This is a genomic window from Shewanella putrefaciens (genome assembly GCF_016406325.1).
GTDB classification, from domain to species: Bacteria; Pseudomonadota; Gammaproteobacteria; order Enterobacterales; family Shewanellaceae; genus Shewanella; species Shewanella putrefaciens.
Window position 1 is genome coordinate 846,063 of sequence record NZ_CP066370.1, and the last position, 15,898, is coordinate 861,960.

Below are 15,898 nucleotides of genomic sequence, written 5' to 3' on the forward strand. Positions count from 1 at the left end.
ATGATCTTGTTTTTGTTATTATTGTGAACATTGATGGATTTGCTGTTTTTGTCTACAGATTGGGTTTGTCGCAATCTCGGGCTCATGGTGAATGTATTGTGTATTCATGCTGTTAATTTGTGACTTTTTTGAAGCTATTTTGAAAACTAATTACATCATTTAATAGATCCAGATCCCAATATCACGTTAATCTGAAATTCCCTTACTTTTAATGGTGTCAGATCAACTTTTAGAAGGTTTTTTTAGATATCCTTACGGCGAATTTTTTATGCTAGCCACACCGTAAGGTAACCTTTATATGCAAAAAGATGCGACGAGTGTTCTTGGTACACCCCAAAACACGCAGGAACACGATTCAACAAGACGTTTATCTTGGACGCGCCAAGACACCACTTGGATGCTGAGTTTATTTGGTACCGCAGTCGGTGCTGGAATTTTGTTTTTACCTATTAATGCGGGTATGGGCGGTTTTTGGCCATTAGTGCTTATGGCTGCCATTATCGGCCCTATGACCTACTTAGCTCACCGTGGACTCTCTCGTTTTGTATGTTCATCGAGCATTCCTGGCAGTGATGTGACTCAAGTGGTTGAGGAGCATTTTGGTGTGGGTGCAGGTAAAGCGATTACTGTGCTGTATTTCTTCGCGATTTATCCCATTGTTTTAATTTATGGAGTGGGGATCACTAACACAGTTGATAGCTTTATTGTGAACCAACTTGGTATGGCTTCACCACCGCGTTTCTTACTTTCCGGAGTTTTGATCTTCGGTATGATGGCGGTTATGGTGGCGGGTGAGAAGTTTATGCTCAAGGTCACTCAGTTACTGGTTTATCCATTGGTGGGGATTTTGGCATTTATGTCGATTTATTTAATCCCTGAATGGAAAATGGATGCACTGCAGGTTGTGCCTGAAGCAGGAGCCTTTTTAGGCACGGTTTGGTTAACGATCCCTGTGTTGGTATTTGCCTTTAACCATTCACCTGCTATTTCACAGTTTTCGGTATCCCTTAAACGTGACCATGGTGTTAATGCCGCGCGTAAAGCCGATGTGATTTTACGCAATACGTCCATGATGTTAGTCGGTTTTGTGATGTTATTTGTGTTCTCCTGTGTGTTGTCTCTATCACCGGAGCAACTCGCCGATGCAAAAGCGCAAAACCTGCCGATTCTGTCTTACCTCGCAAACGTACATAACAGTGGTTTTGTAAGCTACTTTGGTCCATTTATCGCCTTTATTGCGATTGTATCGTCCTTCTTTGGGCACTATATGGGTGCAACAGAAGGTATGAAAGGGATCATCGTTAAACAGTTACGTTCGAGCAATAAAAGTATTTCAGAGCAAAAGATCAACACCTTTATTTTGGTGTTTATGTTTGTGACGATTTGGGGCGTTGCAATCAAAAACCCCAGTATTTTGGATATGATTGAAGCCTTGGGTGGGCCTATCATTGCGGCGATTTTGTATTTAATGCCTATGTATGCCGTGTATAAAGTGCCCGCACTTAAGGCTTACCGTGGCCGTATCAGCAATATCTTTGTGGTGATTGCTGGTGTACTGGCGATGACAGCGATTTTGTTTGGTTTCTTCCGCTAAGGATTAATCCTGAATGGAACTGGGTTTAGATCTAAACCCCGATATATAAAAAGTAAAAGGATCCTGTCAATGACATGATCCTTTTTATTTGGCTTACTTTTCTTCGTACATCAAATAGTAGCTCTGCTTCATCCCTAGTGCCTTGTAGGTTTGTTGTGCAGCCGTATTTTCCTGTTCGACATAAAGCCTAAAACTTGCGGCACCGCCATTGGCTTGGGCGAGGTTCTTTACCTCGTTATAGAGTTTGCCATAAATACCTTGTCGGCGATTTTGTGGACGAATATACACACTTTGGATCCAGTAATAATCCTTAGCACGCCAATCACTCCATTCAAATGTCACCATTAGCGAGCCTGCAATCTCTCCCTTTATTTCTGCGACAAGGTAAAAACCTTTTTCAGGTGCATTGAGTAGCGTACTGACACCTTTAGTTAGTGTGGTTTCATCTAACACTAAGCCTTCAGTCTCTTGGGCCATCGCTTGATTAAATTGAACTAAGGCCGTGAGATCCTGCGCTTTAGCTTTACGAATTAACATACAACAACTCCTAGGCGGTTGCCTGGCAAGGCCGCTCTTGTTTTATAAGGGATATTTGTGTGGCTTACTTTAGCACGAAATGTATCTCAGCATGGAGCAGTGGAGTCAAATGAGCGAGATAGCAACAGAAAAACGGCATTGAACCTGTAACACATCATTTTACTGTGGATATGAAAATTAGTTGGATTTTATAGCGGTTGGCCTCAACGTGATATAGATCATCCTTAGATTTTTATTCATTATGCTAGACTCAGCGGTTCGCTAAATTAGTGAGTTAAGTTAGCACCTGCCATGGATAAGGCTTTGCCATATCATCATTTCAACATCAAGGTTAAAAACATGTCAAAACAAAGGTCGTCAGCGTTAGGCCGTGCTTGGTCGCGTTGGATGTCAGTGCCACTATGGCTGCAAATTTTTATTGGTATGGTGCTAGGTATCACTGTTGGGGTGGTGTTAGGTGAGCAGGCGGTTTTCTTAAAGCCTATCGGTACGTTGTTTGTGAATACAATCAAGATGTTGATTGTACCTTTAGTGTTCTGCTCTTTAATTGTCGGCGTGACGTCGATGGAAGACACCGCCAAAATGGGACGTATCGGCTTTAAATCCTTTGCGTTTTATCTCTGTACTACCGCTATTGCCATTAGTTTGGGGCTTTTGGTGGGTTATGTTATCCAACCTGGCGCAGGTGTACCGCCTTTGCAGCATGATGTTGTGCATACCGCAAAGGAAGTCCCTTCGGTTATGCAGACCTTGATCGATATTGTACCGACCAATCCTATTGCCGCATTAGCCAGTGGACAAATCTTACAAGTGATTGTATTTGCTGTCGCCCTAGGGATTGCACTAGTGCTGATTGGTGATCATGGTAAACCGGCGATTAAAGTGTTTGAGAGCTTAGCCGAGGCGATGTACAAGCTCACTGATATGGTGATGAAACTTGCGCCATATGGGGTGTTTGGCTTAATGGCTTGGGTGGCCGGTGAGTATGGTATCGACATGCTGTGGCCACTTATTAAAGTGATTATTGCGGTTTACCTCGGCTGTATTATTCATGTATTAGGCTTTTACAGCATAGTATTGCGCGTGTTCGCTAAATTAAATCCATTGCATTTCTTCAAGGGCATTAGCAATGCCATGGCAGTGGCTTTTACAACATCAAGCTCTGCTGGCACCTTACCTGCGAGCATGAAATGTGCCAGTGAGTATTTAGGGGTTAATAAAAAGATTTCGAGCTTTGTATTACCGCTTGGCACCACGATAAATATGGATGGCACAGCGTTATACCAAGGTGTGACAGCATTATTTGTGGCACAGGCCTTTGGTATCGATTTAACTTGGGTAGATTATCTCACCATTATTTTAACGGCGACGTTGGCTTCTATTGGTACTGCTGGTGTACCTGGGGCTGGATTAGTGATGTTGACCTTAGTGCTATCAACAGTGGGTCTTCCACTGGAAGGGGTAGCGTTAATCGCGGGGATTGACCGTATTTTGGATATGGCTCGTACCGTTGTAAACGTCTCTGGCGACTTAGTGGCAACGACTATTATCGCTAAATCAGAAGATGAGCTTGATGAAGCGCATTACAATGCTGATATGGTGCAAAGTGCAGTCTTAGCAGAACAAAATGCCGCCATTGAAAACGCCGCTGCGAAGAATGCTAAAGCGTGACCATTATCCCCAAACAAGCTGAAACGAGGATGTTTACACTGCTTGGAGATAGATAAAAAAACCGCCGAGGGCGGTTTTTTTATGGCAATGGCCTTAGGGTTATTTCATTTTGCTTAGAATAAGCACAGGCTTGTCATCGCTGCTGAGCAAGGTCAGACGCCCTTCGACTAATGTGGCTTTTGCTACAAGTGGCATAGCCTGCATGACCTTATGCTCTTGCTGCATCAGAGCATCAACGCAGGCTTTCATTGTGCTCCCCGCTGGTGTTAATTTAAGTTCTTGGTCTTGCTGGATATATTGGCCAAAAAAGTTGTTGCAGCTGTTATTACCATGGAGTTTACCTTCAGCTTCAAAGGTGATGTGTGCAGGGCTGTAATCGATAACGGGTTTGCCTTGAATGGCTTCAATGTGCCAGCTTCCCTCTAATGGAGTCGAATTATTCTTTGTGAGGTCGGTGCCTTGGCAAGCCGTCAATCCGAGTAGTAATGCACTTACTATGAATGTTTGTTTTAACATCGTTTCTGTTCCTTTTCCCATGATTATGCCCATAGTGTGACAAGTTTAGCTCAAAATCGAAAGAGGTTTCTATGAGAGATACGGTTAAAAGTACTCTGAATTTATTGAAGTTTTTACATTGGTTAGGCGTATTGATGTTAGTTTGTGGAGTTGGGGTCTATATGTTGACGCAATGGAGTCTCGACATCAGCGGAATGTTATTCATCTCAAGTCTTATTGGTTTAGGATTAGTATTGATGTCACCTTATCCGGTAGTGCTTTTTATTCAATGGGCGAAACAACAGGAAGAAAAGTGACGTTGATGAACGGATGGAGCGCATGGAATTGTGCTTATCTTGAGGAGCAACAGGGTTGGGTTGCCCTTTAGCTAATGTATAATCATGCCCTTGAAATCGATTTTATATATGAATATAGCCGTGATAATACGATTAGCGACAGCGCAAGATATTGATTTATTAGTGGTGCTTGAGAAACGGTATCTCAATGATGAGTTAACGTCAGCAAATATTGGCCTTGAGGGGCAAGCCTTTTCTCGTAATGAACTCAGTGAATTAGTGAATCATCACTGGGTTATGGTTGCCGAGGTTGATTCAACCATTATCGGTTATGTTATCGCAGGACGGTGGACGTTTTTCGAGGCTTGGCCGATCTATCGCTCGCTATTAAATCGTCTGCCTCAGCTAAGTTGGGATGGCCCAAAGCTGACAAAAAATAATAGCTGCCAATATGGACCTATTTGGGTGCATCAAACCTATCGTGGGACAGGGGTTTTTGAGGCCCTAGTTAACGCCATTCGCTCCGTTGTTTCACCGCATTTTAGTTATATGTTGACCTTTATTGCTGAGGAGAATGAGCGTTCATTTGCCGCTCACTCGGGAAAAGCGAACATGCAAGTTGTGGACTTTTTCACGGTATCAGCAAGGGATTACTATTTAATGTTGGCGAAGACATAAGTCAGATAACGGATTATCGCAATTGAGAACAGTGTCTTTATTGACAAACATTCAGGAGAGCAATACGTGAACGATCCATTTGTTGAGTCACTCCTAACCGCCTATGCTGAAGTCTATTTATCGGCTTGGGATAATTTGCGATTGATCCTATCTGAGTGTGCTCTCAATAAGTGTGAGGCGAGGGGATTTGAAGTCGAGTTTGCCGCTGACTCGGATCTATCGCGCTATTATTGGGTTCAAATTGGGGATATTTGGCTCAATTGCGGCCGAACCAATGCTTATTCTGTGACAATAGAAAATGTTACGGCCGATGATTTTAAGCGAGTAAAGGTAAAAAATAACGTAGAGTGCGCACTGTTATCCCAAGAGCAAATTGGCTTACTTTGCATGCAAAATGCCCATTTCGACCATTGCTAAGTGGTTTAATATTAATACTCTGATTTTAGAGCCTTTAGTTATCACGAACTCGGTATGGGACAATAGTAATTTAGGAATTTGCATGTTTACTTTTGTTCAGACTAAACAAAAGTAATGCAGAGCGTGAACAGTCAGCATGGAGAAGCTTACCCGTTTAAGGGTGCAAAGCTTGGCTAGAGGCTTTACCTTTACACCATTTACCACTGTTGTGCTGCTTTTTGAATTCGCACATGCTATCCCATCGACCACTTATACCACTGTATTGACGACGAAACTCTTTGGCAGAAGTGAGCCATGCATCGGAGGCAATCCCTAACTCATGAAGGAGTTTTGGCCGTTGATTATCGATATAACCTTTTTTATCAAGGCGGATGGCTCGACCCGTCCAATCTATTAACTCAAGATAATCGACAAAATGAAACGGAATGCCCGTTTGCTGACTCTGGTGTGTTGGACCATCAAATTTGGCGAGGGATTGGTGAATAATTTGCGGCAGTTTATTTACGGATTTAACCTGTGTTTTAAGTGAGGTAAAAGCGTCACGTTGCAGGTTTAGCAAGCTAATTCTTTCTTGAATCGATGTAAAATCAGAGGATTGCAAAGAGTCTGCAACCCCCGCCCTGATTGGATTTAAATCCACGTACATCATACAGGCGAGCAGTGCTTGCTCATCTAACAGTGCTTGCGACTTAAACCGCCCTTCCCAAAAGGCACCTTTACACTCATCCTCACGATTGGCTTTGCGGGCGATTTCTTCATTAAGGCAGCGCATAAACCAGCTAACACTACTTAGCCGTTCATGCCACTCAGCGAGCAATGCATCAAGTAACATGACTTCACCGTCGATTAAGACGTCACCATTCATATACTTAGTAGCAACCGCATGGCCTTTAGTGATTTGACACCAACGACTGATAATCTCCCTTTGACTTAAGGATTTAGCTTTCTCAACATTAATTTTAAGCACTAAATGATAGTGGTTATTCATCACCGCATAGGCGCAAATATCAATACAAAAAATCGATGACAATACTTTGATTTTATCAACAATCCAGCCACGCCTATGCTCATAGCTTCGACCAGTGAGTTTATCCTCACCACATAAAAAAGCCCTGCGAACACAGCGATTTATCACATGATAGAAAGGCGTCGCATTGGCATCAATTAACTGTCTTCTGGCTGAGGTCATGAGACACTCCAAAACGACAAAAGCAAGATAATGTAAAGCCTAGTCAAAGAAGCTAAAAAACACAAAAAGATGTGGCTGTCCTTGCTTTCGTTTCCTTGCTTTCGTTCCTCCTCTTCAGAATCTAGTGTTATCACCTTATTTTTTATAAACTTGAGTGATTCAGGGATCGTTTTGTCATTTATGGATAAAGCGACATTGATAACAGCGCTGGGAAACTGTACAAAGGAGTCTAATAAATATTTCCCTTCTATACGGCGCCGTGCTTAGAGATAGGATCCTAGTTTAATGATACTACTGCTGGCACTGACATATTGACGAAGGTTAACAAATAATGAATTACTATAAATTAGGTATAAATTCGGAAAGTAAAAAATGGATGGGTTATATGAATCCTAGTTCATTTTTTATAGATGGCGAAGGAAATGAATTAAGTGATGTGAAACTATCTGCGATTCAATCTGGATTCAAAGGTGTTTTATATTTCAATGCATTAAAAGAAGGTAAATCACCTCCGGTGGTCTCGGTTGGATCTAGGTTATTGGCGTTTAATGAGGATGTCTTTTTTGCGGACTATATTAATGTCAGTGGTGTCCAGTTAATACCATTTATAAATAGGCATAACAATTTAAAGTATGTGTTGATGCATGTATTTAATTACATTGACTGCGTTGATTGGGAATGTTCTAGAATTGAACGCTGGCCTCTGGGCTACATTCCAGAAGTTTGGGAATCAAAGCATGGGCGATTTTTTATTGAACCAGTTGTCAATAAGGACAAAATACCTGAACACTTAGACGCCTTTCGTTTGTATGAGTGGGGTGGTGCATTTAATATAATAATATCAGAAGCTTTCAAAGATAAATTGTTGTCTGTGGAGTTCGATAGTTCCCTTCTTGATTTTAAACCACTATCTCTTAAATAATAAATGCCGAGGAGGTTATTAAACATCCTCGGCATAATTTTGTTTGTATATCCATCCCTCAACTTTGTAGGCGCATATTGATGCGGGACACATATTGGGCAAGGTTCTTGGTGGGCAGGTCAATACCCACAGATTATTGACCACTTGATGCTGATGACTTAGTAATATCATAGCAATTGTCTAGAACCACGGTGAACAGCTCCTAGACAGCCCGCCCCCACAGTGTTTTTAGATTCTTTCACGTACGTAATCTCCTAATTCTATGATATTTCCAAATTCAAGAGATATACCTTTCCAATCTAGAAGCCTATATGACTTAAAATCTCTATGAAAGAACACAACAGCATCTAATGTCTTTAATTGATAAACGAGCCACCAATTCTGCCCTTCCTTTTTTGGGTAGCTCTGACGGCATGATTTTAGGTACTCTTTTATAGACAAACCACGAATTTTTCTTCTATCTAAATCTGCCTCCTTCATTACATCCGGAGGATAAACGTATGCACTAAGTTTTGCAGCAGAGATACCTAAGAATTCCGCCTGTCTTTCTAATTCACTTGAAGGATTAATTATTTCTTCCAGTTCTGACTGTGTGAGATTGCTATAAATGTTATCTTTACCACATATTCCGCAATGAAATGAAAGATTAATTTTATTGCTGGTCATAAAGTCATCAAAAAAACACGCATCGACTTCATTATATTTTTCACAATACTTACACTTTAATGATGCTGTTGTTGACATTGTTATCCCTACAAAAAGCTAACGTCTTAGTATTTATGCGCTGCGCTGTTTGCTGGGCATAAATCGCTTGTTTACTAAATCTCAAATATGGCCGCTGCCACATCCATGTAAATGGGTATAAATGATGCTATAGGAATTTGCTTTTTTGCGGTAGCGGTTTTTATACCGTTTGAAGGGTAATTAGTTGATATCTATGGCTGGATGTTACCCTATGAACCAGACTAGGAAAGTCTGATTCACTAGCTCACTTTTGGGACATAAACGTGATAGACCCTTTGCTCTAACTCGTCAGTTTCTCATTAAAATTTCTATGGATTAATAAACATATAAACAGCCACTCATTATAAAACAACATAATGCACTTTCAGTTTGCCTACAATCTGCTTTGGCTAAAATGGCTTAGAATGAGAGTCCTCAAAAAAATGAAACGGGACACCCGCTTTCTAGCTTTACACTAGCGTATCAGCCTAAAGAATGAGCCATTGCCCGTTTGGGTAAGTACCAATATAACCAAAAGGTATTCTTCCACTGAGATACCAAGATAGGCGTTCACTCGTAAAGGCTGAAAGTTTAACGTCAGCTCGGAGTAGTGTAGCGAGCGTATCTGCGTCGTCGGATGTCAGTGCGCATACTTCTGCAACGGGAATCATTTTCCAAGTGGAGAGGTAAGCTGACTTAGATATTTCATCTACTTCGTTGTCAGAAATCCAAGCATGCATGTCATTTACTACTGCCTTTGTTTTTAATGAAGTAGCCAAGTTATGATCTGTTACACACAGGCTTTCATATTGGATTTCGTAAGGTGTTTCAAAAAAGGCTTCAGGATCGGATTCAATAAAAGCGGCAATGTCCGCTAATGTGCCGTATGTCTTTGCTGTTTCCTCTGGCTGACCTACATTGGCTGCCCATGCACAAGTTTGAAGTTGTTGTAATAAGGTGGCGTTATCGGTCATGGGTCTGTGCACTCTAATGGTTAGTGTATATGCTGCTTTTTATCTTGCTGTATTTGTCTTAGCATTATTAATCTACCCCATCATGCATAAAAAAACCGCTTGGTAGCGGTTTTTTATGCATCTTAATATGGGATTATAAGCCAGCGTCAGCGCGCAGTGCTTCGGCTTTATCTGTTGCTTCCCATGGGAATTCGTTGCGGCCAAAGTGTCCGTAAGCGGCAGTTGCCTGATAAATTGGGCGAGCCAGATTTAGCATTTCAGTCAGGCCATATGGGCGTAGGTCGAAGTGTTGACGCACTAATTTGATCAGCACATCTTCAGACACTTTACCCGTACCGAAGGTCTCGATACTGATTGATGTTGGCTCAGCCACACCGATAGCGTAAGACACTTGCAATTCGCAGCGATCAGCCAGACCTGCAGCAACAATGTTTTTTGCTACATAACGGGCAGCGTAAGCGGCACTACGGTCAACTTTTGATGGGTCTTTACCAGAGAATGCACCACCGCCATGACGCGCCATACCGCCGTAGGTATCTACGATGATCTTACGACCCGTTAAACCACAGTCACCCATAGGTCCGCCGATAACGAAACGGCCAGTTGGGTTGATAAAGTATTTAGTGTCTTTGCTTAACCACTGGGCAGGCAGAACGGGCTTGATGATGGTTTCCATCACGCCTTCGATCAAATCTGCTTGGGCGATATCAGGGCTGTGCTGGGTTGAAAGCACGATAGCATCGATACCGACAATCTTGTTGTTTTCGTAGGCGAAGGTGACTTGGCTTTTCGCGTCTGGGCGCAGCCATGGCAAAGTGCCGTTTTTACGTACTTCTGATTGACGCTTCACTAATGCATGGGCATAAGTGATAGGTGCAGGCATCAGGATTTCGGTTTCATTGCTGGCATAACCAAACATTAAGCCTTGGTCGCCGGCACCTTGTTCTTTTGGATCGGCGCGATCAACACCTTGGTTGATGTCTGGAGACTGTTTACCAATCGCGTTTAATACGGCGCAGGAATCGGCATCAAACCCCATGTCTGAATGGGTATAACCAATTTCGCGAACCGTTTTACGGGTCAACTCTTCAATATCTACCCATGCAGAAGTAGTGACTTCACCACCCACTAGAACCATGCCAGTTTTGACGTAGGTTTCACACGCGACGCGTGCTTTAGGATCTTGGGCCAGAATTGCATCTAGCACAGCATCAGAAATCTGATCTGCAATTTTATCGGGATGACCTTCTGAGACCGACTCAGAAGTAAACAAGTGCTTTGCCATAGTAGGAAAATCTCGTCGTTAGCATTCAAACGTGTAGAAGCATCTACATCTAGACGGCTATTTTAGTGGAAATTCATCACTATGACACCCCCAAAGCCAAATATTTGTGTACTTAGTGAGGTAAATCCCAGCTTTAAAATCCAAACTAAAAAGCGATTTTGTTAATTAACTTTTTGAAAATAAATCATTAAATATATCTTTGGACCATTATTTTTCATTGGTATATCTAATTAAAATGCCCAAGATGGCCCGTAGGCAATCTTAAGTAAAAACTTTATGAGTGTCTTGGTATGCCGATTTTAATTACGAAGTTTGGACTATAAAAGTTCATATTCAATCTCTTTTTTATCTTGATAAAGCACGATTGGCGCGATGAAGGTGAAATTGTGATGAATTTTCGTTTGCGTCATCCTCTTATGTAGGGGAAAATATGCATCCAAATTGCCCGCTAGACCCCACAAATTAAGCAGGAGAGAGCATGTCTTCCCGTAAAGTACTCGCCAACGCAATCCGTGCGTTAAGTATGGATGCAGTTCAAAAAGCAAACTCAGGCCACCCCGGCGCCCCAATGGGCATGGCAGATATTGCTGAAGTGCTGTGGAATGATTTCCTTAAGCACAATCCGAACAATCCGAAATGGGTAGATAGAGATCGTTTTATCCTCTCTAACGGTCACGGCTCTATGCTGATCTACTCTTTACTCCACCTGACGGGTTATGAACTACCGATTGAAGAACTGAAACAATTCCGTCAATTGCATTCAAAAACCCCAGGTCATCCTGAATATGGTTATACCCCAGGTGTTGAAACCACAACGGGTCCATTAGGCGCGGGCATTAGTAATGCGGTCGGTATGGCGATTGCCGAAAGAACACTAGCGGCGCAGTTTAACCGCGACGGCCACGAGATTGTTGATCACTATACTTACTGCTTCCTTGGCGATGGTTGCTTGATGGAAGGTATTTCCCACGAAGCTTGTTCATTAGCTGGCACTTTAGGTTTAGGTAAGTTAATTGCATTTTGGGATGACAACGGTATTTCTATCGACGGCCATGTTGAAGGCTGGTTTACCGATGACACGCCAAAACGTTTCGAAGCTTACGGCTGGCATGTGATTGCCAATGTTGATGGCCATGATAGCGATGCGATTCGTGCCGCTATTGAAGCGGCGAAAGCCGTGACCGACAAGCCCACCATGATCTGCTGCAAAACCATTATCGGTTTCGGTTCGCCAAACAAATCTGGCAGCCACGATTGTCATGGCGCACCATTAGGTGATGCTGAAATCGCCGCGGCTCGTGAATTCTTAGGCTGGCCACATGCGCCATTCGAAATCCCTGCCGATGTTTACGCCGGTTGGGATGCTAAAGAGGCGGGTGCTGCAAGGGAAGCCGCGTGGAACGACAAGTTTGCTGCTTACGCTAAAGCATACCCAGAACTGGCTGCAGAGTACGAGCGCCGTGTACTGAAAGGCGAATTACCTGCTGATTTCGAAGCTAAAGCACAGGCATTTATCCAAGAATGCCAAGATAAAGCCGAAGGTATTGCGAGCCGTAAAGCGTCACAAAATGCCATCGGTGCCTTTGGTGCTATGTTGCCTGAACTGCTTGGTGGCTCTGCCGACTTAGCGGGTTCTAACTTGACCTTATGGTCAGGTTCTAAAGGGATTCAAGACGATCCAGCCGGTAACTATGTGTACTACGGTGTGCGCGAGTTCGGTATGAGTGGCATTATGAACGGCGTGTCACTCCATGGTGGCTTTATTAACTACGGTGCGACTTTCATGATGTTTATGGAATACGCGCGTAATGCTGTGCGTATGTCTGCACTGATGGGCATTCAAAACATCTTCGTTTACACCCATGACTCTATCGGTCAAGGTGAAGACGGCCCAACGCACCAACCCGTTGAGCAATTAGCTAACCTGCGTATGACGCCAAATATGGCTGTATGGCGCCCCTGTGATGCGGCTGAAACCGCTGTTGCGTGGAAGGCGGCTATCGAACGTCGTACGGCACCAACATCACTCATCTTCAGCCGTCAAAACCTGAAGGCTCAAGTACGCAGTGCTGAGCAATTAGCCAATGTGGCAAAAGGTGCGTACGTACTGCAAGACTGTGCAGGTACACCAGAACTGATCCTGATCGCAACCGGTAGTGAAGTGCAATTGGCGATGGAAGCGGCAGCGGCTCTGACTGAACAAGGCAAACAAGTTCGCGTAGTTTCTATGCCATCAAACACTGAGTTTGATAAGCAAGATGCGGCTTATAAAGAGTCAGTATTGCCCCGTGCTGTGACTAAGCGTGTCGCCATTGAAGCAGCCCATACTGACTTCTGGTACAAGTATGTTGGTTTCGAAGGCACTGTTGTGGGTATGACCACTTTCGGTGAGTCTGCGCCAGGCAACGTGTTGCTGAAGCATTTCGGTTTCACCGTTGAAAATGTGCTGAATGCAGCAAAATCACTAGGTTAATCAGCCAAAGGATTAGATTAAATACAAAAGGTTAAACTTTTGAACTGTTAATCTGTATAATGCGGCCTGCAATCGTTTGCAGGCCGTTTTTGTATTAAGAGGAAACTGATACCTCAATGATCCGAGTCGCTATTAATGGTTATGGCCGTATCGGCCGCTCTATCCTTCGCGCTTTATATGAGTCGGGAAAACGTCAGCAAATACAGATTGTCGCGATTAATGAATTGGCTAAGCCTGAAGCCATTATTCATCTTACCCAATACGATACCACCCATGGTCGGTTTCAACACAAAGTGAAGCTTGTTGATAATCATATGTTGATTGGCGACGATGCGATAAAAATCCTCCACGAGCCCGATGCGGCAAAACTCCCTTGGCGCGAGATGGATATTGATATCGTCTATGAGGCCACGGGCGTAATCTTAGATCGTCAAAGCTGTGAAGCCCATATCCATGCTGGCGCTAAGCAAGTGCTGATAAGTCATCCATCGTCAGCCGATGTTGATGGCACTATTGTTTATGGTGTGAACCACGATTTACTGCGCGCCGGACATACCGTTGTCTCAAATGCCTCATGCACTACCAACTGTATCGTGCCAGTGATTGATGTACTCGATAAACACTTTGGGGTGAAAAGCGGTGCTATTACCACCATCCATTCGGCGATGAACGATCAGCAAGTGATTGATGCCTATCATGATGATTTACGTCGCACCCGAGCTGCAGGCCAATCTATTATCCCCGTTGACACTAAACTTGCCCGCGGTATTGAACGGATTTTGCCACATATGAAGGACAAGTTTGAGGCCATTTCGGTGCGCGTGCCAACGATTAACGTAACCGCGATCGACTTGTCTGTCACCTTAGCTAAAACCGTTGATATTGCCAGTGTGAACCAAGTGTTAGAATTGGCCGCCAATGGGCGATTTAACGGTATCCTAGGCTATACTGATGAGCCTTTGGTATCATGTGATTTCAACCATGATCCCCGCTCCAGTATTGTTGATGGCACTCAAACTCGGGTAAGCGCTGGGCAGTTAGTTAAACTGTTGCTGTGGTGCGATAACGAGTGGGGTTTTGCTAATCGTATGTTGGATACGAGTTTGGCGATGATTGCAGCTAAACAAAGCTGAAAAATAAGAATTTATACCAATGGGTTAAGAAGTTTGTAGTTAATTCGACGGGATATCGAGTTGCTATCTACTCAAACCGATTGATGAAAAACCAGTTTGTTTTTTGATTATAAAAGGAAGCGTTACCATGGCAATTATCAATATGTCAGATCTGGATCTCCAAGGTAAGCGAGTGCTTATCCGTGAAGATCTCAATGTGCCTGTCAGCAATGGCGTCGTCACCAGTGATGCGCGCCTTAGAGCCTCTCTCCCCACTATCGAGTTAGCCCTTGCCAAAGGTGCGGCGGTAATGGTGATGTCGCACTTAGGTCGTCCAACCGAAGGTGAATACAACAGCGAATTTTCAATGCAACCTGTGGTCGATTACTTGGCCAAAGCCCTGTCTTGCACCGTCCGTTTAGCGACCGACTATTTAGACGGCGTTGAAGTCGCTGTAGGTGAAGTGGTTGTGTTTGAAAACGTGCGCTTTAATAAAGGCGAGAAGAAAAACGACGAAGCGCTATCTAAGAAAATGGCCGCCCTGTGCGACGTTTATGTGATGGATGCCTTCGGCACAGCTCACCGTGCAGAAGCGTCAACCAACGGTGTTGGCTTATACGCGCCTATCGCCTGTGCTGGCCCATTACTGGCCCAAGAGTTAGATGCTTTAGGTAAGGCGTTAGATAATCCAGCGCGTCCATTAGTGGCGATCGTTGGCGGCTCTAAAGTGTCAACTAAGCTCACCGTATTAGAAAGCTTATCGGGCATTGTGGATCAATTAGTGGTTGGCGGTGGTATTGCTAACACCTTTATCGCTGCGGCGGGTCACAATGTCGGTAAATCTTTATACGAAGCCGATTTAATTGACGAAGCTAAGCGTTTAGTGGCGAACGCCCAAAGCCGCGGCGGCGATATTCCTGTACCAACCGATGTGGTTGTGGCGGGTGAGTTTAGCCCAACGGCAACGGCGACCTTAAAATCGGTGAGCGATGTTAGCGATAGCGATATGATTTTCGACATCGGCCCAGACAGCGCCGAAGCCTTAGCCAAAATCATTGAATCTGCTGGTACTATCGTATGGAACGGCCCTGTTGGCGTATTCGAATTCGACCAATTTGGCGAAGGTACTAAGCGTATCGCCCAAGCGATTGCGGATTCTAAAGCCTTCTCTATCGCTGGCGGTGGTGACACCTTAGCGGCGGTCGATAAATACGGTATCGCCGATAAAGTGTCTTATATCTCTACGGGTGGTGGCGCTTTCCTCGAGTTCCTCGAAGGTAAAGAATTACCCGCTGTAGCTATGCTGAAAAAACGCGGCGCTTAAGAGATTAGTTTTAAACAATGCGGCGCATAAGACGCCGCAATAAGCCGCTAACTAAGTGGCTATAAAAGTAAAAGAATTATAAAAAACCGCTTATTCTCTTTTGTCATACCACAATCTGACTTAAGTGATTAAGCATAAAAATCCATCCAAACGATAGCGACCTCGGTGACCAAGCGTTAATGTGACAGTCACCCTATTATTGGAGTTA

Annotated in this window: 15 protein-coding genes; 9 read left to right on the forward strand and 6 right to left on the reverse strand. The window is 43.7% G+C overall.

The window, feature by feature from the left end:
* The first annotated feature begins 298 nt into the window (after positions 1-298).
* A complete protein-coding gene (locus tag JEZ96_RS03890) occupies positions 299-1,594 on the forward strand; it encodes an SLC5/6 family protein (RefSeq protein ID WP_011790573.1) in 1,296 nt (431 codons plus the stop codon).
* 93 nt (positions 1,595-1,687) lie between these two features.
* Here JEZ96_RS03890 and JEZ96_RS03895 read toward each other — a convergent pair whose 3' ends face one another.
* On the reverse strand, positions 1,688-2,131 hold the full coding sequence (locus JEZ96_RS03895; RefSeq protein WP_011790572.1) for a GNAT family N-acetyltransferase: 444 nt from the start codon (positions 2,129-2,131) through the stop codon (positions 1,688-1,690).
* A gap of 339 nt (positions 2,132-2,470) precedes the next feature.
* Between JEZ96_RS03895 and JEZ96_RS03900 the strand changes: the two genes are divergently transcribed.
* Positions 2,471-3,802, forward strand: coding sequence for a dicarboxylate/amino acid:cation symporter (locus JEZ96_RS03900; RefSeq protein ID WP_011790571.1), 1,332 nt, complete (start codon positions 2,471-2,473; stop codon positions 3,800-3,802).
* A gap of 99 nt (positions 3,803-3,901) precedes the next feature.
* Here the strand turns inward: JEZ96_RS03900 and JEZ96_RS03905 are convergent, their stop codons facing one another.
* Entirely contained in the window at positions 3,902-4,318 is a 417-nt protein-coding gene (locus JEZ96_RS03905) for an META domain-containing protein (protein ID WP_011790570.1), read from the reverse strand.
* 71 nt (positions 4,319-4,389) lie between these two features.
* Here JEZ96_RS03905 and JEZ96_RS03910 point away from each other — a divergent pair, with 71 nt between their 5' ends.
* From JEZ96_RS03910 to JEZ96_RS03920, 3 genes are all read left to right on the forward strand, one after another.
* Complete coding sequence (locus tag JEZ96_RS03910) at positions 4,390-4,614, forward strand: hypothetical protein (protein WP_011790569.1); 225 nt, start codon at positions 4,390-4,392, stop codon at positions 4,612-4,614.
* Between the two features lie 120 nt (positions 4,615-4,734).
* Entirely contained in the window at positions 4,735-5,271 is a 537-nt protein-coding gene (locus JEZ96_RS03915) for a GNAT family N-acetyltransferase (RefSeq protein ID WP_025008426.1), read from the forward strand.
* Positions 5,272-5,337: 66 nt separating this feature from the next.
* Positions 5,338-5,688, forward strand: coding sequence for a hypothetical protein (locus JEZ96_RS03920; RefSeq protein ID WP_025008427.1), 351 nt, complete (start codon positions 5,338-5,340; stop codon positions 5,686-5,688).
* A gap of 154 nt (positions 5,689-5,842) precedes the next feature.
* Here JEZ96_RS03920 and JEZ96_RS03925 read toward each other — a convergent pair whose 3' ends face one another.
* Complete coding sequence (locus tag JEZ96_RS03925; RefSeq protein ID WP_025008428.1) at positions 5,843-6,877, reverse strand: transposase; 1,035 nt, start codon at positions 6,875-6,877, stop codon at positions 5,843-5,845.
* Positions 6,878-7,208: 331 nt separating this feature from the next.
* Here JEZ96_RS03925 and JEZ96_RS03930 point away from each other — a divergent pair, with 331 nt between their 5' ends.
* Positions 7,209-7,799, forward strand: coding sequence for a hypothetical protein (locus JEZ96_RS03930; RefSeq protein WP_025008429.1), 591 nt, complete (start codon positions 7,209-7,211; stop codon positions 7,797-7,799).
* 228 nt (positions 7,800-8,027) lie between these two features.
* Here the strand turns inward: JEZ96_RS03930 and JEZ96_RS03935 are convergent, their stop codons facing one another.
* From JEZ96_RS03935 to metK, 3 genes are all read right to left on the reverse strand, one after another.
* The gene (locus tag JEZ96_RS03935; protein ID WP_025008430.1) at positions 8,028-8,543 is read right to left on the reverse strand and encodes a hypothetical protein; all 516 of its coding nucleotides are present in this window, start codon (positions 8,541-8,543) and stop codon (positions 8,028-8,030) included.
* 467 nt (positions 8,544-9,010) lie between these two features.
* Positions 9,011-9,496, reverse strand: coding sequence for a hypothetical protein (locus JEZ96_RS03940; protein WP_011918747.1), 486 nt, complete (start codon positions 9,494-9,496; stop codon positions 9,011-9,013).
* Between the two features lie 133 nt (positions 9,497-9,629).
* Entirely contained in the window at positions 9,630-10,781 is a 1,152-nt protein-coding gene (gene metK / locus JEZ96_RS03945; RefSeq protein ID WP_061782833.1) for a methionine adenosyltransferase, read from the reverse strand.
* Between the two features lie 478 nt (positions 10,782-11,259).
* Here metK and tkt point away from each other — a divergent pair, with 478 nt between their 5' ends.
* The 3 genes from tkt to JEZ96_RS03960 all read left to right on the forward strand — a co-directional run bounded on the left by tkt (position 11,260) and on the right by JEZ96_RS03960 (position 15,690).
* The gene (gene tkt / locus JEZ96_RS03950) at positions 11,260-13,254 is read left to right on the forward strand and encodes a transketolase (RefSeq protein WP_011918749.1); all 1,995 of its coding nucleotides are present in this window, start codon (positions 11,260-11,262) and stop codon (positions 13,252-13,254) included.
* Between the two features lie 116 nt (positions 13,255-13,370).
* Positions 13,371-14,387 (forward strand): erythrose-4-phosphate dehydrogenase, encoded by a 1,017-nt coding sequence (epd, locus tag JEZ96_RS03955; protein ID WP_011918750.1) that lies wholly within the window; start codon positions 13,371-13,373, stop codon positions 14,385-14,387.
* 127 nt (positions 14,388-14,514) lie between these two features.
* Positions 14,515-15,690 carry a phosphoglycerate kinase gene (locus tag JEZ96_RS03960; protein WP_011790561.1) on the forward strand — a complete coding sequence of 392 codons (1,176 nt, stop codon included), beginning with the start codon at positions 14,515-14,517 and terminating at the stop codon, positions 15,688-15,690.
* The last annotated feature ends 208 nt before the right edge of the window (positions 15,691-15,898 follow it).